Origin of the sequence: Kitasatospora sp. Root107 (assembly GCF_001424875.1) — a bacterium.
Lineage (GTDB): Bacteria > Actinomycetota > Actinomycetes > Streptomycetales > Streptomycetaceae > Kitasatospora.
Genome location: NZ_LMCT01000045.1, coordinates 78,916 through 96,374, shown reverse-complemented (window position 1 = coordinate 96,374; position 17,459 = coordinate 78,916). Strand labels below are relative to the sequence as shown.

General features: G+C 72.2%; 18 protein-coding genes and 1 pseudogene. 5 read left to right on the top strand and 14 right to left on the bottom strand.

Annotated features, from left to right (window positions below; all coding sequences use genetic code 11):
- Positions 1-125: 125 nt before the first annotated feature.
- A complete protein-coding gene (locus tag ASC99_RS29045) occupies positions 126-809 on the bottom strand; it encodes an endonuclease V (protein WP_057237816.1) in 684 nt (227 codons plus the stop codon).
- Positions 810-984: 175 nt separating this feature from the next.
- Here ASC99_RS29045 and ASC99_RS29040 point away from each other — a divergent pair, with 175 nt between their 5' ends.
- The gene (locus ASC99_RS29040; RefSeq protein WP_057237572.1) at positions 985-1,233 is read left to right on the top strand and encodes a hypothetical protein; all 249 of its coding nucleotides are present in this window, start codon (positions 985-987) and stop codon (positions 1,231-1,233) included.
- 70 nt (positions 1,234-1,303) lie between these two features.
- Here ASC99_RS29040 and ASC99_RS29035 read toward each other — a convergent pair whose 3' ends face one another.
- The gene (locus ASC99_RS29035) at positions 1,304-2,002 is read right to left on the bottom strand and encodes an RDD family protein (RefSeq protein WP_082598725.1); all 699 of its coding nucleotides are present in this window, start codon (positions 2,000-2,002) and stop codon (positions 1,304-1,306) included.
- Positions 2,003-2,094: 92 nt separating this feature from the next.
- Positions 2,095-3,321, bottom strand: a complete 1,227-nt coding sequence (locus ASC99_RS29030) for an RDD family protein (RefSeq protein ID WP_057237568.1) — start codon at positions 3,319-3,321, stop codon at positions 2,095-2,097.
- A 228-nt stretch (positions 3,322-3,549) separates the two neighbouring features.
- Here ASC99_RS29030 and ASC99_RS29025 point away from each other — a divergent pair, with 228 nt between their 5' ends.
- A complete protein-coding gene (locus ASC99_RS29025) occupies positions 3,550-3,966 on the top strand; it encodes an SsgA family sporulation/cell division regulator (protein WP_057237567.1) in 417 nt (138 codons plus the stop codon).
- Between the two features lie 82 nt (positions 3,967-4,048).
- Here ASC99_RS29025 and ASC99_RS29020 read toward each other — a convergent pair whose 3' ends face one another.
- From ASC99_RS29020 to ASC99_RS29005, 4 genes are all read right to left on the bottom strand, one after another.
- Positions 4,049-5,440: a glycosyltransferase 87 family protein gene (locus ASC99_RS29020; RefSeq protein ID WP_057237565.1), complete on the bottom strand. Its 1,392-nt coding sequence runs from the start codon at positions 5,438-5,440 to the stop codon at positions 4,049-4,051.
- Between the two features lie 161 nt (positions 5,441-5,601).
- Positions 5,602-7,137: a cellulose binding domain-containing protein gene (locus tag ASC99_RS29015; RefSeq protein ID WP_057237563.1), complete on the bottom strand. Its 1,536-nt coding sequence runs from the start codon at positions 7,135-7,137 to the stop codon at positions 5,602-5,604.
- A 342-nt stretch (positions 7,138-7,479) separates the two neighbouring features.
- Complete coding sequence (locus tag ASC99_RS29010) at positions 7,480-8,844, bottom strand: HAMP domain-containing sensor histidine kinase (RefSeq protein WP_082598739.1); 1,365 nt, start codon at positions 8,842-8,844, stop codon at positions 7,480-7,482.
- 44 nt (positions 8,845-8,888) lie between these two features.
- Positions 8,889-9,599, bottom strand: coding sequence for a response regulator transcription factor (locus ASC99_RS29005; protein ID WP_082598724.1), 711 nt, complete (start codon positions 9,597-9,599; stop codon positions 8,889-8,891).
- 156 nt (positions 9,600-9,755) lie between these two features.
- Between ASC99_RS29005 and ASC99_RS29000 the strand changes: the two genes are divergently transcribed.
- On the top strand, positions 9,756-10,271 hold the full coding sequence (locus ASC99_RS29000) for a hypothetical protein (protein ID WP_057237557.1): 516 nt from the start codon (positions 9,756-9,758) through the stop codon (positions 10,269-10,271).
- Between the two features lie 23 nt (positions 10,272-10,294).
- Here ASC99_RS29000 and ASC99_RS28995 read toward each other — a convergent pair whose 3' ends face one another.
- Complete coding sequence (locus ASC99_RS28995; protein ID WP_057237555.1) at positions 10,295-10,825, bottom strand: VOC family protein; 531 nt, start codon at positions 10,823-10,825, stop codon at positions 10,295-10,297.
- A 181-nt stretch (positions 10,826-11,006) separates the two neighbouring features.
- Here ASC99_RS28995 and ASC99_RS28990 point away from each other — a divergent pair, with 181 nt between their 5' ends.
- Positions 11,007-11,489 (top strand): Lrp/AsnC family transcriptional regulator, encoded by a 483-nt coding sequence (locus ASC99_RS28990; protein WP_057237553.1) that lies wholly within the window; start codon positions 11,007-11,009, stop codon positions 11,487-11,489.
- 141 nt (positions 11,490-11,630) lie between these two features.
- Positions 11,631-12,392: an IclR family transcriptional regulator gene (locus ASC99_RS28985; protein ID WP_057237551.1), complete on the top strand. Its 762-nt coding sequence runs from the start codon at positions 11,631-11,633 to the stop codon at positions 12,390-12,392.
- Between the two features lie 66 nt (positions 12,393-12,458).
- On the opposite strand, the gene ASC99_RS28980 is transcribed toward ASC99_RS28985, so the two are convergent.
- The 6 genes and pseudogenes from ASC99_RS28980 to ASC99_RS28960 form a co-directional block, all read right to left on the bottom strand.
- The gene (locus ASC99_RS28980; protein WP_369824163.1) at positions 12,459-13,265 is read right to left on the bottom strand and encodes a hypothetical protein; all 807 of its coding nucleotides are present in this window, start codon (positions 13,263-13,265) and stop codon (positions 12,459-12,461) included.
- Between the two features lie 54 nt (positions 13,266-13,319).
- On the bottom strand, positions 13,320-13,970 hold the full coding sequence (locus tag ASC99_RS28975) for an IclR family transcriptional regulator (protein ID WP_057237549.1): 651 nt from the start codon (positions 13,968-13,970) through the stop codon (positions 13,320-13,322).
- Between the two features lie 332 nt (positions 13,971-14,302).
- Complete coding sequence (locus tag ASC99_RS28970) at positions 14,303-14,710, bottom strand: DUF2752 domain-containing protein (RefSeq protein WP_057237547.1); 408 nt, start codon at positions 14,708-14,710, stop codon at positions 14,303-14,305.
- Positions 14,711-14,781: 71 nt separating this feature from the next.
- Positions 14,782-15,015, bottom strand: coding sequence for a TM2 domain-containing protein (locus tag ASC99_RS28965; RefSeq protein WP_057237545.1), 234 nt, complete (start codon positions 15,013-15,015; stop codon positions 14,782-14,784).
- Between the two features lie 329 nt (positions 15,016-15,344).
- A pseudogene (locus ASC99_RS42365) lies at positions 15,345-15,431 on the bottom strand (LuxR C-terminal-related transcriptional regulator); the annotation flags it as partial.
- Positions 15,432-15,533: 102 nt separating this feature from the next.
- Complete coding sequence (locus ASC99_RS28960; RefSeq protein ID WP_057237544.1) at positions 15,534-17,351, bottom strand: DEAD/DEAH box helicase; 1,818 nt, start codon at positions 17,349-17,351, stop codon at positions 15,534-15,536.
- Positions 17,352-17,459: the final 108 nt, after the last annotated feature.

Here is a 17,459-nt window from a genome sequence, read left to right as displayed (position 1 = left end):
GCCCTGGTATCAACTGTTCCGGTACGACCCGGTCTTGAGAACACGGGCCTACAACCCTCATGTCTAACACATACGGCCGTCGGCCTGAACGGCGACGTGACACCGTGCGAGCGATTGGTACCGAATCAGGACACGGCCGCCGCCAGCGCCCGACGGCAGAGCGAGTCGGCCCGGCGGGTCGTCTCGGGTTGGCGGTAACCGGCCGTCAGGCTCAGGGTGGTGGCCACCGATTCGGCCAGGCCGATGCGGTGGCCGACCGAGACGAAGACCGGCTTGGTGCCCGCTCGGGTGCGGAGGACGGCGCCGACCTGTTCTCCGGTTTCGGGGTCGAGCAGCGGCGCGGTGGCGCCACGTTCGGGACCGGGCTGGGTGAACGTGAAGGTGAACGGCGTCTTGGCGACACCGAGGGTGCGCAGGCCGGTGAGCACGCCCAGGTGACTGGCGAGCCCGAGGCGGCGCGGGTGGGCGAGGCCGTAGCCGTCGCAGACCACCAGGTCGGGGGTGTGCCGGAGGCCGGCCAAGGCGTCCAGCACGGTGGGGAGTTCACGGAAGGCGAGCAGACCGGGGACGTACGGGAAGCTGATCCGCCCGGTCGCGGTGGTCTCCTCCACCACGGCCAGGGTGGGCAGCGAGAGCAGGACCGCCGCCGCGACCACCACGTCCCGGTCGTCGTCGTAGGCCACGTCCACACCGGCGACCAGCGCATCGGCGGCCGGGCCGGGACCGGACGGTTCGACCAGGCCTCGCAGGCGTTGCTGCACGGCGAGAGCCTCGGCCTCGGTGGTGGGCCAATCGGCGGGCTCGGGCATGGACTTCCCCCAGATCACTACGGCTGTTCGATGCCACCGTACCGAGCGCGCGAGTGAGCCTGTGCGCCCCCGGCATCGGCCGAAGGCGTACTTGTCCCGGGCGAGCGCTGGGTACACCTTGGTAAGGCAAGGCTTCTCCCGGCAGCGCAAGGCTCATGCGAAGGACGGTCCCGTCATGTCGCGTCCCACCATCGCCCAACTCACCACCGGCACCCTGACCGTGGTGGCCGCGGCCGCGGTGCTGCTCGCCGTCTCCGGGTCGCGGGGGGTGTTCGAGATCGCGGTACTGGTGGCCTTCGCCGTGGCACTCGGCACCCTGGCCACCGCGCTGCTGGTGACCGTCGCGGCGCAGCGGCCGGCGGCCGGTTCGCACCGGCTGCAGCCCGGTCGGACCAGCACCCCGGAGTACGCGGCACATCGCTGACGAAACGCGGTGCGGGCCGACGCACCAGGGCCCGCGAGCCGACCTGCTGCTCACGGGCCCTGAGGTGCGGTCAGACGGTGGAGACGACCACGGTCTTGGCGGCCTTGTCGTGGATGCACTGGCGGTACGGTTTGTCGAAGACGCCGAACAGGCCGTCCACCGGCCACCACAGCGCGCCGCAGCAGATCACCGCCGGGAGTACGAAGGTCGCTGCCCGGGTCCAGGCTGCCGCACTGGTCGGGGCGCTGCCGTCGACCAGCATCGCGACCCGAACCTTCATCAGCTTCTTGCCGAAGGTCTGGCCGTCCCGGCTGAGCATGACGCCGTCGTAGACCAGATAAAGGGCGTAGCCGAGCCAGGCCGCGCCGACCCAGCCGCCCTGGTCGCCGAGGTTGGCGAACGGGAGCACCACCACGATCGCGACCGCCTGCACCAGCAGGAAGTCGACCAGGCGGGCCAGGATCCGGGCACCCCAGCCACCGAGCGGCGGCATCCCGGGGACCGGCCCGGGACCCGTCTGGTACGGGGCACCGTAGGCGGGCGGCGGCGGCGCGCCGTACGGGCTCCCGTCGTAGCCGCCGGGCGCACCGTAGGAGCCGCTGGGGGGCGGCGTGCCGTAGGGGTCGGCCGCCGACGGGGGCGGGGGCGGTGCGCCGTACGGATCGGGCGGCACACCCTGCGGCCCACCCGGTTGCGGGGGCTGCTTGTCGAAGGAGGGCTTGTCGCCCCCCTCCGGCGCGGGGTCTGACGAAGGGTCATGGGTGCTCATGACCCGAGTAGAACATCACGGATACTACGATGTTGGGATATTTAGTCCGTTTTGACCCATTGGACCACCCGCAGCGGCGTACTGAAGACCCGTCAGGAGCGCACCACCCGGGTCCGCGCCGCCCGGTCCGGCCAACCCCGCCGGGCCGGACGGTCCCACAGTGGCGCCAACAGGCCGACCAGCGAGAGCAGCGCCACCTGCCGGACCAGCCACCGCACCGCCGAACGGCCGAAGGTCGGCGCCAGGGCCGCACGGGTCGTGTCGGCGACCCGGATGCCGACCAGGCGCTTGCCGAAGGTCTGACCGGTCCGGGCGACCGGCAGCACCTCGTAGAGCAGCGCGGCCAGCACCAGGATGCCGAGCAGCGCTCCGACCCGGCCGAGCACCAGGCCGTCCACCAGCCAGACCCGCACCTGGCCGTCCTGCCCGACGCTCGCCGCCTTGGCCTGGTCGACCTTTGTCTCGATGTGGGCGATCACCGAGCCGATCATCGGTACGCCCGCCGCGACGGCGACGACGACGAGTGCAAACGTGTCGACCAGCCGGGCCACCGCGCGGCGGCCGAGACCGGCGGGGAGCGGGGCCGGCGGCTTGCGGGCGGCACTCCGACGCGGCGCGGGCGTCCGTGCGACGGCGGCGAGCGTCCGTGCGGAAGCTGCCGACTTCTGCACGGTCGGCTTCAGCACGGCGGGCTTCACCGCGGCCGACGGCTGCACGGCGACCGGCGGCACCGCCACGGGCTCCGGCGCCACTGCGGGCACCGGCACCGCTACGGGCGTCGCCTGCGCGGCGGGCTGCGGCGAGGTCGCCGGCTCCGCGACCGGCGTCGGCTCAGGGAGGGTCGCAGTAGGTGCACCCCAGGAGACCACCTCGGGCTGCGGGGTCGGCATGGCCTGCCACCCGGTGGCCGCCGGGGGCTCCTGAACGTTCAGCAACTCCCGCTCCGCAAAAGGCGCCAGCACGAAGGACGCACCACCCGTGGTCTGGTCGAAGAAGACCGGTCCGGTCTCCTCGACCGCCAGGACGGGCTGCGGGAACGGAGCGGACGGAGCCGACTGCAGTGGCTCCGTCCGAGCGGGCGGTCCGACGACCGGCCGGGGCGGCGGCGCAGCCGGGGCGAACGTGGTGGCCGCCCGATGAGTGACCCCCCGGGGTGGCGCCGGCGATTCACCGGCGGGTGGGGCCGGGCGGCTGGTGCCTGGCACCCAGGCGGAGCCACCCCAGTAGCGGACGAAGCCGGGGACGGACGGGTCGGGGTAGTAGCCCGGCGCCGGGTCGAGGGCTGTGTCCAGGTCACCGGCGAGGGGCCGTTCCGTCATGGGGGTCTCTTTCCTGGCAGCACCGTGGAGCGGACGACCCGTCAGCACCCGTACGCGGGCGGACAGTCGTCGAGCAGTCACAAAGGGTAGTGCCTCGGGGGCGCGGCAGCGGGCAGTTGGTCAATTCCAGGACGTTGGGCGAATGCGTGTAAGAGCTTCGCCGGAGCTCACTCTCTCCTGATGCAGGGGCTCGGAGGCGGGCCCCACGACATCGAGAGGAATCCCGTCATGGAGCGGTCCACGAGCGTCATCGAGCACGAACTCGAACTCAACCTGGTGCTGTCCCCCGAGCGCAGCGTCCCGGTCCCGGCCCGGCTGTCCTACGGCAGCCACGACCCGTTCGCCGTGCACATCACCTTCCACCTGGACACCGGCACCCCAGTGACCTGGGTGTTCGCCCGCGAGCTGCTGGTCGAGGGGACCTTCAGGCCGTGCGGCCAGGGGGACGTGCGAATCTGGCCGACCCGGTCGGGGCGGCGCAGCGTGCTCTGCATGGCACTCAGTTCGCCGGCCGGGGACGCCCTCCTGGAGGCGCCGCTGCCCGCTGTCGCGGCCTGGCTGGAGCGGGCGCACCGCCTGGTGCCGCCGGGCGCCGAGCTGGCCGCCCTGGACCTCGACCACTCGCTGGCCGAACTGCTCGCGTGAACATAAACGCCGACGTGAACGCCTACTCAGGCGCGAACCTCCACACAGACGTGAACGCCGGTGTGCCCCCCGGCGCCGACCCTCAGCGCTGCCGCAGCGACTCAGCCGCCCCCGCCGCCCCCGCGGAAGTGCGCTGCCGAGGCAGCCGGATCAGCGGCGCCCCCGCCGCCCGCCGCCGCGAACGGATTCGCAGTGCGGCGACCAGCAGGAAGCACAGACCGGTGAGCGGGTAGACCGCCGCCGGGAGCTGGGCCAGCGGCGAGAGGTGCAGGTCGAGATCGCCCTTGTGCGGAACGACCCACATGCCGAACGAGAGGAAGGCGAGCAGCGTGGCAGCGAAGATCAGCCGCCACCGCAGCCGCCGGATCGCCGCCGGCCGGGAGCGCTCGTGCGCAGCCTCCGCGGCCAGCAGCACCAGCACCGGCACGCACCAGACCCAGTGGTGGGTCCAGCTGATCGGTGAGATCAGCACCGCCGTGACGGCCGCGCAGCAGACGCCCCAGGCCTCGGCCCGGGGCAGCCAGCGGGCGCTGCGGACCACCCAGGCCGCAGTGGCCAGCCCGGCGATCGCGACCAGCGCCGCGACCGCGGTGGCGACGGCCCCCGGGTGGGCGGTGTGCAGCAGCCGGGCGACCGCGCCGCTGATCGACTGGTTGTCGACGATCTCGGTCTTGCCGACCCGCGAGGAGTCGTAGAGGTACTTGGTCCAGAAGCCCCAGGTCGCGTCGGGGAGGATCAGCGCGCCGAGCAGGAAGGTGCCGAGGAAGGTGGCCCCCGCCACGAAGGCGGCCTTGGTCCGGCCGGTGATCAGCAGGTAGACCGCGAACAGGCCGGGGGTGAGCTTTATCCCGGCCGCGATGCCGATCGCCACGCCCTTGGACCGGCGCGAGTCCGGGCGGGTCAGGTCCCAGAGGACCAGGCAGGCCAACGCCAGGTTGATCTGCCCGTACCGGAGCGTGGTGAAGACCGGTTCCAGCCAGACTCCGAGCCCGGCCACCAGCACCACGCCGACCGCGCGCAGGTCCCTGCGCGGCCAGCCGACCAGCCTGAAGCAGAGGTGCGCGAACAGGGCCAGCAGCGCGACGTTGCCGCCCGTGATCGCCACCCGCAGGAAGCCGACGCCGAACCAGGTGGTCGGCACGAACAGCATCGCGGCGAACGGCGGGTAGGTGGCGGGCAGGCCCCACTCCGTCACCCGGAGCCCGTACAGGTCCTGGCCGTTCGCGACGGCAGCGCCCTCGGCCCGGTAGACGATCATGTCGACCATCGAGGTGCCGACGAAGTGCCGCACCGTCGCGTACGTCAGCAGCGAGAACAGCGCCACCGCCGTGGCGATCGCCAGCGGGCGGCGCGGAGCCTCCCGAAGCGCCCGGACGGGGGCGCCGAGGGCGGCGGTGACCCGCCGTCCGGGCGTGACAGGGGCAGCTGGGGCAGGCTCCTGGGGGGCCCTGCGCTGCTCTTGCGCCGTTGTCACGTGTTAGCTCCGTCCGCCGGTAGACCAGCTAGCGACCTTACCGGACCACCGGAAACCCGCGACTTGGCGCCGTCCCCGCAGTCCGGGCCCGGGCGCCAGGTACGGAAAAGAAAAGGGGGTGCCCCTGACCCCCCGTGGGTCAGGGGCACCCCGACGGATCGTCAGCCGGTGTAGGCGCCGAACGCCCGGGTGAAGTCCAGCGGCTGCTGGGCGATGCTGCTGCAGCTGGCGTCGGCGTACGGCTTGGCGCCGCCCGCGCAGGCCTTGTCGCGGGTGCCGGACCACATCGCCAGCCAGGCCAGGTGCTTGGTCTTGGCGAACTCGGCGAGCTGGGTGGCGTCGGCGACCGTGAAGATCTCACTCGCCACGTCGTTCACGCCGATCATCGGGGTGACCGCGACCTTGGCCCAGGCTGCTGCGTCGGCCAGGCCGAGCACGCTCTTCAGCTGCGCCTGGGTCGCGGTGGCCGCGTCGATCGCGTACTTGCCCATCCGGCCCTGCGGGTTGGGGGCGGCGCCGTCGCCGTAGTCCATCGCCATGATGTTCACCGCGCCGATCGCGACACCGTTGCTCTTGGCGTTGGCGACCAGGTTCACGCCGTCCTGGGTCAGCCCGCTGGGCAGCGCCGGCAGGGTGTAGGAGACGTCCAGGGTCTTCCCCTTGGAAGCGGCATTCTTCTGCAGCTGGACGATGGCCTGGGCGCGACGGGTGTTGGCGGCGACGTCGCCGAGTGCACCGCCCTCGACGTCGAAGTCCACCTTGGTCGCACCGTACGCGTCCACGGTCTTCTGGTAGGCGGCCGTCAGCTCGGCCACCGAGGAGCAGGCGGTGGCCAGTTCGCTGCCGTTGGCGCCGCCGAACGAGACCCGGACGTCGCCACCGATCGCCCGCAGGGCACCGATCTGCGAGGCCACCGCGTCGGCACCGAGGTCACTGACGCCGCCCCACTTCGGGGTGCAGCCACCGCCGGAGACCACGAAGGCGAGGGTGTAGTTCTTCACGCCGGTCGCCTTGGCGGTGGCCACCAGGTCGAACGGCGGGTAGAGCGAGGTGTCCACGTACGGCGCGAAGTGACCGTTCGTCACCACCGGCGGCGGGGTGCTGGCCGACGCGGTGGGGGTGGGCGAAACGGTCGGGGTCGGGGTGGGCTTCGCCGAGGTGGGAGCCACGGTGGGGGTGGGCGAAGCGGTCGGGGTCGGGGTCGCCGTGGTCGGGCGGCCCGAGGGGGTGGGCGGAGTGGTGGAGCCCGCCGTGCACGGGGCGTCGTTGATCAGACAGTTGGCGGGCTCGGCCTGGGCGGCGCCGCTGCCCTGCACCACGAAGCCGACGTCCAGGGACTTGCCCGGCTCGATCCGCTTGCCCCAGTCCTGCGGCTTCACGGTGACGTGCTGGCCGGTGGCGGTGAAGGTGGCGTTCCAGAGCGAGTCGATCCGGGCGCCGGCCGGGAGGTCGAAGCTGAGGGTCCAGCCGTCGATGGCCTTGCTGTCCGGGTTGGTCACCAGGTACTGGCCGGTGTAGCCGATCTCCCAGGCGCTGGTCCGGCTGTAGACCGCACCCGGGGACGCAGCGCTGGCGGAGGCGGCGAAGGTCACCACGACGCCGGCGACGATCGCGGTGGCGACGGCGGAGGCGCCGATCACCGTGCCCTTGCGGCTGCGGCGGCGGTGCCCGGCGCGGCGGGTGGGCTGGTTCGTCATGGGCTGAGACCTCCGGCTGAGTGACCGTCAACCGGGGCTCCACGCCACCGGCCCGCCCGACGCTAGCGCCGCCCCACCGGCCTCAGGTCCCGCCTCAGCCAGCCGAACGCCTCTGTTAGGGATCACTTAAGGCAGGGGGCTCGAAGCTGCACCTTTTGGCAGGCGCTCCAGTGCTACGGCCCAGGGGCTCGGGGAACTGCGAGGAGATCTGGCGCCGGGGTCACAGGCGAAAGTGCCTGACCACCTACGCACGGATCACCTTGCACGAGGTCGGCGTCGCAGTTCCCCGAGCCCCTGGGCCGTAGCTGCCTGAGCAGTTGCCGACAGCACACCGACGGTGCGTCAGCTGCGGCGCTTGCGCGACAGCCGGGGCAGGGCCGGGCGGGTCTCCAGGCGGAGCCGGAGTTCGGCGCCGCCGAGGACGGCGGAGCGGCCGAGGGCGAGGTCGCCGCCGGTGGTTTCGGCGAGCTTGCGGACGATGTCCAGGCCCAGGCCGGTGGAGCCCTCGCCGCCCTGGCCCTCGCCGCGGCGGAGGGCGGCGTCGGGGTCGGCGAAGCCGGGGCCCGCGTCGCCGACCAGGACGATCACCGATCCTTCGGTGACCAGGACGTCGACCGAGAAGGCGGTGCCGATGGCGGTGTGCCGGAAGACGTTGCCGAGCAGGGCGTCCACGGCGGCGGCCAGGTCGCCGCGCTGGACGGGTACGGGCGCGGTGCCCTCGGCGCCGGCCAGCTGCCAGCGGCGGCCCTCGTCCTCGGCGAGGGCGGACCAGAAGCCGACCCGTTCCCGGATCACCTCGGCGGCGTCGCAGCCGAACGCCACCGAGGGGACGTCCTCGGGTGCGCGGCGAGCGGTACGGATGATCAGGTCGACCTCGCGCTCGAGTTGGGCGACGGCGTGCCGGGTGGCGTCGGCGGCGTCGCCGGTGCCGAGCGAGGCGGTGTTCAGTCGAAGGACCGTCAGGGGGGTGCGCAGGCGGTGCGAGAGGTCGGCGGCGAGCTCGCGTTCGGCGGCCAGCAGGTGGACCACCCGGTCGGCCATTGCGTTGAAGGCGAGGGCGGCCTCCTGGAGTTCCTCGGGGGCGCCGTCGGCCTGCCGTCCTTCCACCGGGACCCGGACGGCGAGGTTGCCGCTGCCGAGCGAACGGGCGGCGGCGGCCAGCCGACGGGCGGATCCGACGATCCGGGCGCCCATCCGGTCGGCCACCAGGACCGAGATGGCGACCAGTGCCAGCGCGACCAGCGAGAGCACCAGCCAGGCGGTGCCGACGCCCCGGGTGAGGTCTCCCCCGGCGACGTACACCTCGACCACGGCGACCCGGTCGGCGTCCACCGCGACGGGCTGGAGCAGGACGAAACCGCCGGGTGCCTTGTCGATGAAGGACTGGCCCTGGCCGGCCGCGGTGGCGACCGCGAGCTGGGAGGCCCGGCCGTTGCCGACCACGGTGCCGGGGCCGAAGCCGGTGATCGGGAGGTGGACGGCCATCTTCTCCTGGGCGCCCGCGTCGGTGCTGGCCAGCGCGCGGGCGATGGCGTCCTGTTCGGTGGTGATCGCCAGGGCCGGGCCGAGCGCGGCGGCCTGGCGTTCGGCGGAGGTGAAGGCGCGGTCCCTCGCGGTCTGCTGGACCATCAGGCCGAGCGGGATCAGGAAGGCCAGTGCGACCATCGTGGTCCCCGCCACCGCCGCCTTGATCAGCGCCCAGCGCAGCGAGTGCCCACTCCGCGCGGCCCGCGCGGAGACGCTGCTCCGGCTCACGTCGGCTCCCCGCCGTCGAGCCCGGTCACCGGCGCCTCCAGCCGGACCCCGACGCCCCGGACGGTGTGCAGGTAACGCGGCTTGGAGGCGGTCTCGCCGAGCTTGCGGCGCAGCCAGGACAGGTGCACGTCGATGGTCTGGTCCCCGCCGTAGGTCTGCCGCCAGACCTCGGCCAGGATCTCCTTGCGCGGCACCACGACACCGGGCCTGGCCGCCAGGAAGGCGAGCAGGTCGAACTCACGCCGGGTCAGATCCAGCGGCCGGTCGTCCAGTACGGCCTCGCGGCGCTGGGCGTCGATCGAAAGTCCGCCGACCCGGAGCACCTGGGCGACCGGAGGGGTGCCGCCGCTGAACCGGCGCAGCACGGCCGTCATCCGGGCCGTCAGATGCTCGACGGAGAAAGGTTTCACCAGGTAGTCGTCCGCGCCGTCGTTGAGCAGTCGGACGATCTCGGCCTCGTCATCCCGGGCGGTGGAGATGATCACCGGGACGTTGGTCAGCCCCCGGATCATCTTGAGCGCCTCACTGCCGTCCAGGTCCGGCAGACCGAGGTCGAGGATCACCAGGTCGCAGCCGACCTGGGCGACCTCACGAAGGGCTTCCAACGCAGTGCCGACACTGCGGACCGCATGACCGGACTCGGCCAGGTGCCGGATGAGGGCGGAGCGTACGAAAGGGTCGTCCTCGACCACGAGCACTGTTGCCATGGGGCCGCAGGGTACGCCATTCGGGTCCAGTGGTCTGTACCTCGGGGCGGTTCCGAGACGTTCGACGACCGTCCCGGTGTCATTTGTGCAACTTCCCTGCCGATTCGCTGACCTGCACTCCTACCGATCCCGGCGGTACGGCAGGATGTGCACGCGATGCGGAACGGACTGGTACAGCTCGGCGCCTGGACGGCGGCCACGGGGGCAGCGGTGGCGCTGTCCTGGCTCGGCGTGCACGCGGTGCTGACCGACGCCGCGTTCGAGCAGCCCTCGGCCCTGCCGCTGCCTTCGGCGGCGGTACGGACCTCCGACACACCGTCAGTCCCGGTGCCGCCGCCCGCGAGCACGGCCACCCCGACGCCCGGTTCGGCCAGCCCGACGCCGGCGGCCGCGACCACGCCGGTGGCCAGGGCGAGCAAGAAGCCCACCACCGCCCCCGCCAGTCCCACGGCCTCGGTGAAGAGCTACCGGGTCCCGGGCGGGCGGGTCGCCCTGGACATGCAGCCGACCACCGCCGAGCTGGTCTCCGCGACGCCCGACCAGGGCTGGCAGATGCAGCTCTGGCAGGGCGACCAGTGGCTCCGGGTGGACTTCTCCAAGGACGGCAGCACCAACTCGGTCTTCGCCACCTGGAACGGCCACCACCCCGACGTGCAGACCGTGGTGCGCTGACCCGCGAGCGAGCAGACCCCGGCTCAGCCCAGGATGCCCGGCGGCGGCGCGAGGTACCCCGGCAGGTACGGCCCCGGGTACGCGGTCCGCTCGACCAGCAGGTGGTGGGCCGGCCCGGGAGTGCCCAGGGTGGCCAGCACGACGGTGCCGTAGCGGTCGGAGAGCTCGGCCGGTTCGGCCACCGAGAGGGCGCCCCGGTCCACCGCGTAGTCGTACGCGGCGTAGGCGTCGGGCACTTCGATGACCAGGTCGAGGATGGTGTCGCCGTACCGGGAGACGTGCCGGGCGATCCGTTCGGCTCGCTCGGTGAAGGGGTGCAGCGCGGAACTGACGATCAGTCGGGTCGCCCCGGACTCCAGCACGAAGGAGAGGGTGTCAGGCCGGCCGGTCTCGGGTCCCGCGTACGCGGTGCAGCGCATGGCCAGCGCGGCGCAGTAGTAGCGCGCGGTGCGGCGGGCGTCCCGGACGGCGAGCACCGCATCGGTGCGCAGGGCCGGCAGCGGACCGGTCTCGTCCGGGTGGAGGGCGAGCTGTGCAGTGGAGACGTCGGTCAACGAGAACCTCCCCGGTTGGCCTCGTGGCGCGGTGTGGGGGCCCGCACCACGAGGCGGTGGAGGGAGCGTGCCGCCCGGACCGGCGTTGCGCAACTGTTCCGTTTTCCGCTGGGCAAGCTGTGCGACCGGGCCGGACAATGACAGGCGCAGCTGGACACATTGCCCACCGGAAGGAGTGGCCGTGCACACCCCGAACGACGCGATCGACGCGCTGGACGGCAAGTTGATCAGACTTCTCAGCGAGGAGCCCCGGATCGGGGTGCTGGAGTGCTCCCGCCGGCTCCAGGTCGCCCGGGGCACCGTGCAGGCCAGGCTGGACCGGCTGCAGGCCCGGGGCGTGATCGGCGGTTTCGGCCCCCAGGTGGATCCGGCCGCGATCGGCTACCCGGTCACGGCCTTCGCCACCCTGGAGATCTCGCAGGGTCAAGGGGTGGACGTCCGGGCCCATCTGACGTCCGTGCCCGAGGTGCTGGAGCTGCACACCATCACCGGGCACGGGGACATGCTGGTACGGATCGTGGCCAGGTCGAACGCCGATCTCCAGCGGGTGATCGACCGGGTGGTGGGTTTCGACGGGATCGTCCGGGCCTCGACCGCGATCGCGCTGGAGAACCCGGTGCCGTTCCGCGTCCTGCCGCTGGTGGATCAGGCCGCCCGGGAGTGAACTCGCACGGGTGTGCGCGACACAGGCCGGAATGGCATATGCCAACGGTCTGTGCGCGTAAAGATCACAGCTATGAGACCCGTACCTGATCAGGCGTCATGCCCCGTCAACCACCGCTCCCCGTCCGGCCGGAGGGCTGCGGTGAGCCCCGTCGTCGGCGCTCCGCCGACCCTGATCGCCTCCGCCCAGCGTGCCCTGCGACTGCTGGAGGCGGCCGCCCGCTACCCGCGCGGCGCCACCGCCAAGCAGCTCGCCCGGGACACCGGGCTGGCCCTGGGCACCGCCTACCACCTGCTCCGCACCCTGGTGCACGACTGCTACCTCGAACGCCGGGAGGGCCGCTACCTGACCGGCCCCGCGGTCGCCGGGCTCAGCCGGGAGGAGAGCCCGGCCGCCGGACAGCGGCGGCTGGACCGGCTGCTGCGGCGGCTCAGCGACGAACTGGCCGCCGCCGTCTACCTGTCCAGGTACTGCCAGGGCGAGGTGGTGATGGTCGGGGCCCAGGCCGCGCCCGGCGCACCCACCGTCGACGTCCGGGACTTCCCGGCCGGCGCGCACGCCACCTCGGCGGGCAAGACCCTGCTGGCGCTGATGTCCGCCGAGGAGCGCCGGTCCTATCTGGCCAGATACCCGATGGTCGCCTTCACCCCGTACACCCTGCGCGACCCGGCCCAGCTGCCGCTGCTTCCCCGGCAGGGGCCGCAGCGGGCCGCACCGATCACCCAGTACCAGGAGTTCGTGCTCGGCACCGCGGCGGCGGCGGTGCCGATCGTGGCCGGCAGCGGGCTGGCCGCGGTCTCGGTCTCGCTGCCGATGACCCAGGCACACCGGTTACCGCAGATCGCCGCACAGTTGCGGACCAGGCTGAGCGACGATTTCGCGTCCGTCGCCTTCGGGCTGTGACCCGACGGGTCTGAGCCGAACCGGCCACCGGAACAGCGCGCCGACGGAGCGTCAGCAGGCGGAGCATCAGCAGGCGGGCACCGAACCACCGGTGTTCAGCGCGGTCAGAGCAGCGACCGCGTCCGCCAGGGTCTCCACCGGCACCAGCCGCAGTCCGGCCGGGGTGTTCACCTCGGCCGACGAGCACTCACTCCTCGGCACCAGGAAGACGGTCGCGCCGTCCCGGGCGGCCGCCTGGGTCTTCAGCGGTACACCGCCGACCGCACCGATGTTGCCCTGGTCGTCGATGGTGCCGGTACCCGCGATCACCCGGCCGCCGGACAGGTCACCGCCCTTGCCGTCGCCCGCCAGCTTGTCGATGATGCCCAGCGCCAACAGCTGGCCCGCGCTCGGGCCGCCGATCGAGCCCAGATCGACCTTCACCTTCACCTGGTCCGGTGAGAGCTTCAGGTAGTTCAAGGCCGCCACGGTGGCGCTGTCCTGGGACTCCGTCATCTGCTCCGCCGTCACCTGCTCGGCCTTGACCGGGTCCCGCTGCGGGTAGACCGCCTCGGAAGGCAGCACCGCCTCGTCCGGGTCCAGCCAGGCGCCCAGCGCGGTGAACAGGCTGGTCCGCTCGCCCGGGTTGGTCGCCGAGATGGTCACCATCCGCAGCTGCCCGGCGGTCTGCCGGACCGGCGCCCCGGTGACGGTCAGCACCGGCTGTCCCTCGTACGAACCGAGCACGTCCGCGGTGGTCCCCGGCAGGGTCAGCGTGAACGGCAGCGGCACGAAGGCCGCCGTCCCGAACAGCGCCGCGACCAGCACCCCGCACAGGGTCAGCGCGCGGGTCTTCGGACGGGTCAGCACCGGGGGCAGCTTCGCATCGGACACACCGGAATCGTACGGGGCATCCCCGCCGGGCGGAGGCACCGACCACCGGGCCTGTCAGCGCAGCGCGTCGGCCACCTCGGTCGCGGCCTCCACCACCCGCGGGCCGACCCGCTCGGGCACCAGCCCGTTCAGCATCACCACGCCGACGCTGCCCTCGATCCCGCTCAGCCCGAGCAGGGCCGCCGCCGCACCGCTGGCGCCGGACTGCTCCTCCGCCCGGGTGATCACGAAGCCCTGCTCGGGCCGCCGCTGACCGGGGAAGTTGCGGGCCTCCAGGATCGCCCGGCCGGCCGCGCTCTCGTCCAGCGGGTGCCGCAGGCCGGTCCGGTACGCGACGTGGAAGTCGGTCCAGCTCGGCTCCACCACGGCCACCGCGAGCGCCTCGGCGCCGTCGACCAGGGTCAGGTGGGCGGTGGCGCCGAGATCCTCGGCCAGGCTGCGCAGCGCGGGCAGCGCGGCCTCCCGGAGCAGCGGGTGGACCCGGTGGGCCAGCCGCAGCACGCCGAGGCCGACCCGGGCCCGGCCGCCGATGTCGCGGCGGACCAGCCCGTGCTGCTCCAGGGTGGCCAGCAGTCGGTAGACGACCGTCCGGTTGACGGCGAGGCGGGCCGCCAGCTCGGTGACGGTCAGGCCGCGCTCGGAGTCGGCCAGCAGTTTGAGGACCCGGACACCACGGTCCAGGGTCTGGGAGGTCTCGGCAGTCACGACGCGCATTCCTTTCTGCGGCGGTCACCGGGCTTCGGGCAGGCCGGGGCCTGACCCGGAGTCCGGGTTGTACGCGCAGGTGGGGTTTCCGCCCTGGAGCTGTCCGTCGGCGTCGTCGACGAACGGACAGCCCTGCGGTGCCCGTCTCGGGTTGGGGTGGGGCGTTCGAGAGAGCGTGTGGAGAAAGTAGTGAAGGAGGGGCACGCTGCGGAAGGGTCTGTCCAAAATTCGGGCAAGATCTGTTATCGAACGGAACGCAAATCCGGACAACAGGGCCATTTAACCGGGCCTTTTCCGCCCATCTGTTCGAACAGAGTCCGGAGTCCGGACAGTCACCAGAGGTTTCGGCCGACCGTCCAGAGCACTGCGGCGGTCAGTACGGCGGCCGTCCCGCGCGTGCCGAGCCGGACCCGGAAGCGCCGTCCGGCCAGTCCGTGCCGGAGCCAGTTCCCGTAGAGCACCGCGAGCAGCGGGAGGGTGAGCAGCAGCGCCGCGTTGTCCGCCCAGGCGGCGGCGAGGTCACCGTGCAGCAGGTCGTACGCCATCCTGGTGCCGCCGCAGCCGGGGCAGGACAGGCCGGTCAGCCGGCGCCACGGGCAGAACGGCAGCAGCTGCCCGGACAGGTGCGGATCGCGCGACCAGAGGTACCAGGCGCCCAGCGCCCCGGCAGCCGGCAGAGCCAGCGGCAGGGCGGCGGTGCGCAGCCGGGCGGCCGTGCTCAGCCGACCGGCCCCGGGCATACCGGAACCCCCGGCCCGGGTGAACTCACCGGACCGGGGGTCGGGACGCCGACGGCGTACCTGGGGCATCGTCAGCCGGCGAGCTTGCGGCCCTGGGCGTCGGTGCGGTCGTTGCTGGTCAGGAAGATGATGCCGTCGATCAGCGCCCAGATCCCGAGGCCACCGCAGGTGAAGAGCTGGGCGAGGGCCATACCGGTGTGACCGGTGTAGAAACGGCCGGCGCCGAAGCCGCCGAGGAAGATCTGGAGAATGCCGGCGACGACCTTCGACTTGTCGGACAGCTCGGGGTTGGCGGTGTTGGCCACTGTGGGTCTTCTCCTTCATGGCGGCCCGCCCGGAAAATGGCATGGTGAGGCCGCGTCAAATCAATGGGAACGCCGAAGGATCGCGTAGGAATCTCGCCGTGCGACCTGGCATCCGGAACGCTAGCGGACCCGCGCATCCCATGTCTCGGTAAAATCTGACCAGGAAACGACATTGTCATAACATTTCCACAACGGACCGTCAGAGCGCCTGGAGCAGCCCGTCCCTGAGGGCCGCCGCGACCGCCGCGACCCGGCTCTCCACTCCGAGTTTTTGCGTAGATATTGGTGAGATGGCTTTTCGCCGTCGCTTCACCGATGAATAGCCGGGCCGATATCTGACGATTCGACAGACCCTCCGCCAACAGCTGGAGTACCTCGACCTCCCGACGGGACAGCCCGGGTCTGCCGCCGCGCATCCGGCGCACCAGCCGGCCGAGCCCCCACCCGGTACGGACCGCACCGAGAGGGCGCCACCGAACCGCCGGACCCGCTGACTCGCTCCGGCCGGCCGGGACCGATCAGTTGGCCCACTCGCGGACCTTGGCGATCCTGGCCTTCAGCTGGTTGGCCGTCGCCTGGGCCGTGAGGGGCCCGCCGCACTGCCGGCGCAGCTCGTTGTGGATGGTGCCGTGCGGCTGGTTGGTCCGGTGGTGCCAGGCGGCGACCAGCCCGTTCAGCTCCTTGCGCAGCTCGCGCAGCTCCTGATGGGTCACCACCGGGCGCTGCTCGGCCGGGAGTTCCAGCAGGTCGGCCTCGTCGGCCGGCTTGCCCTTGGAGCGCTGGATCTGCCGGGTCTGACGTTTCTGCAGCAGCATCTGCACCTGGTCCGGCTCCAGCAGACCCGGGATACCGAGGTAGTCGTCCTCCTCCTCGCTGCCCGGGTGCGCCTGCATCCCGAACTCCATGGAGTTGTAGAGCACCCGGTCGAAGACCGCGTCGGAGCCGATCGCCTCGTAGCTGAACTCGTCCCCGCCGCCGTCCGGGCCGTCGTTGGCCCGCTCGGCCTCGGCGAGCAGCCGGTCCTCCTCGTCGAAGAGACCGTCACCCTCCTTCTTCGGCCGGTCCAGCACGTGGTCGCGCTGCAGCTCCATCTCGTTGGCGAAGCCGAGCAGGGTGGGCACCGTGGGCAGGAAGACCGAGGCGGTCTCGCCGCGCTTGCGGGCCCGGACGAAACGGCCGACCGCCTGGGCGAAGAACAGCGGGGTGGAGATCGAGGTGGCGTACACCCCGACGCAGAGCCGGGGCACGTCGACGCCCTCGGACACCATCCGGACCGCGACCATCCAGCGGGAGTCCCCCGCCGCGTAGTCGGAGATCCGCTGGGACGACTCGTTCTCGTCGGAGAGCACCACGGTGGCCTTCTCGCCGCTGATCTCGCGCAGGATCTTGGCGTAGGCGCGGGCCACGTTCTGGTCGGTGGCGATCACCAGGCCGCCGGCGTCCGGGATCGCCTTGCGGACCTCGGTGAGCCGCTTGTCGGCGGCCTGCAGCACGCTCGGGATCCACTCGCCCTGCGGGGCCAGCGCGGTCCGCCAGGCCTGCGCGATCAGGTCCTTGGTCATCGGTTCGCCGAGCCGGGCCTCCAGCTCGTCGCCGGACTTGGTCCGCCAGCGCATGTTGCCGCTGTACGAGAGGAAGATCACCGGGCGGACCACGTGGTCCGCCAGCGCGTGCCCGTAGCCGTAGGTGTAGTCGGCGACCGACTTCCGCAGCCCGTCGGTGTCCTGCGCGTACTGGACGAACGGGATCGGGTTGGTGTCCGAGCGGAACGGCGTACCGGTCAGCGCGAGTCGCCGGGTGGCCGGCTCGAAGGCCTCGAAGCAGGCCTCGCCCCAGGACTTGGAGTCACCGGCGTGGTGGATCTCGTCCATCACCACCAGGGTCTTCCGCGCCTCGGTGCGGTTGCGGTGCAGCATCGGGTTGACCCCGACGCCCGCGTAGGTGACCACGATGCCGTGGTACTCCTTCGACAGCGGCCCCGAGGAGTAGGCCGGGTCGAGCTTGATCCCTATCCGGGCGGCGGCCTCGGCCCACTGCTTCTTCAGGTGCTCGGTCGGGGCGACCACGGTGATCTGCTGCACCAGGTGGTTGTGCAGCAGGTACGAGGCCAGGGTGAGCGCGAAGGTGGTCTTACCGGCGCCGGGGGTGGCGACCGCGAGGAAGTCCCGCGGCTGCTTCTCGACGTACGTGTCCAGCGCACCCTGCTGCCAGGCCCGGAGCTTGCCCGCCGTGCCGTACGCGGCGCGGCTCGGGAAGGCCGGGGACAGGTGGTGGGAGCCCGCGCCGACAGCGCGGACCGGCGCATGCGGGTCGGCATCCGAGAACAGCGGGGCCATGGCGGAGGAAGCGGCAGTACTCACGGTCTCCGAAGGGGGATCATCGCAGGTCAGGGCCTGTGCGGCAGGCCCGCCCCGCAGTCGGACAGCGGTCGGACAACCCGCCTA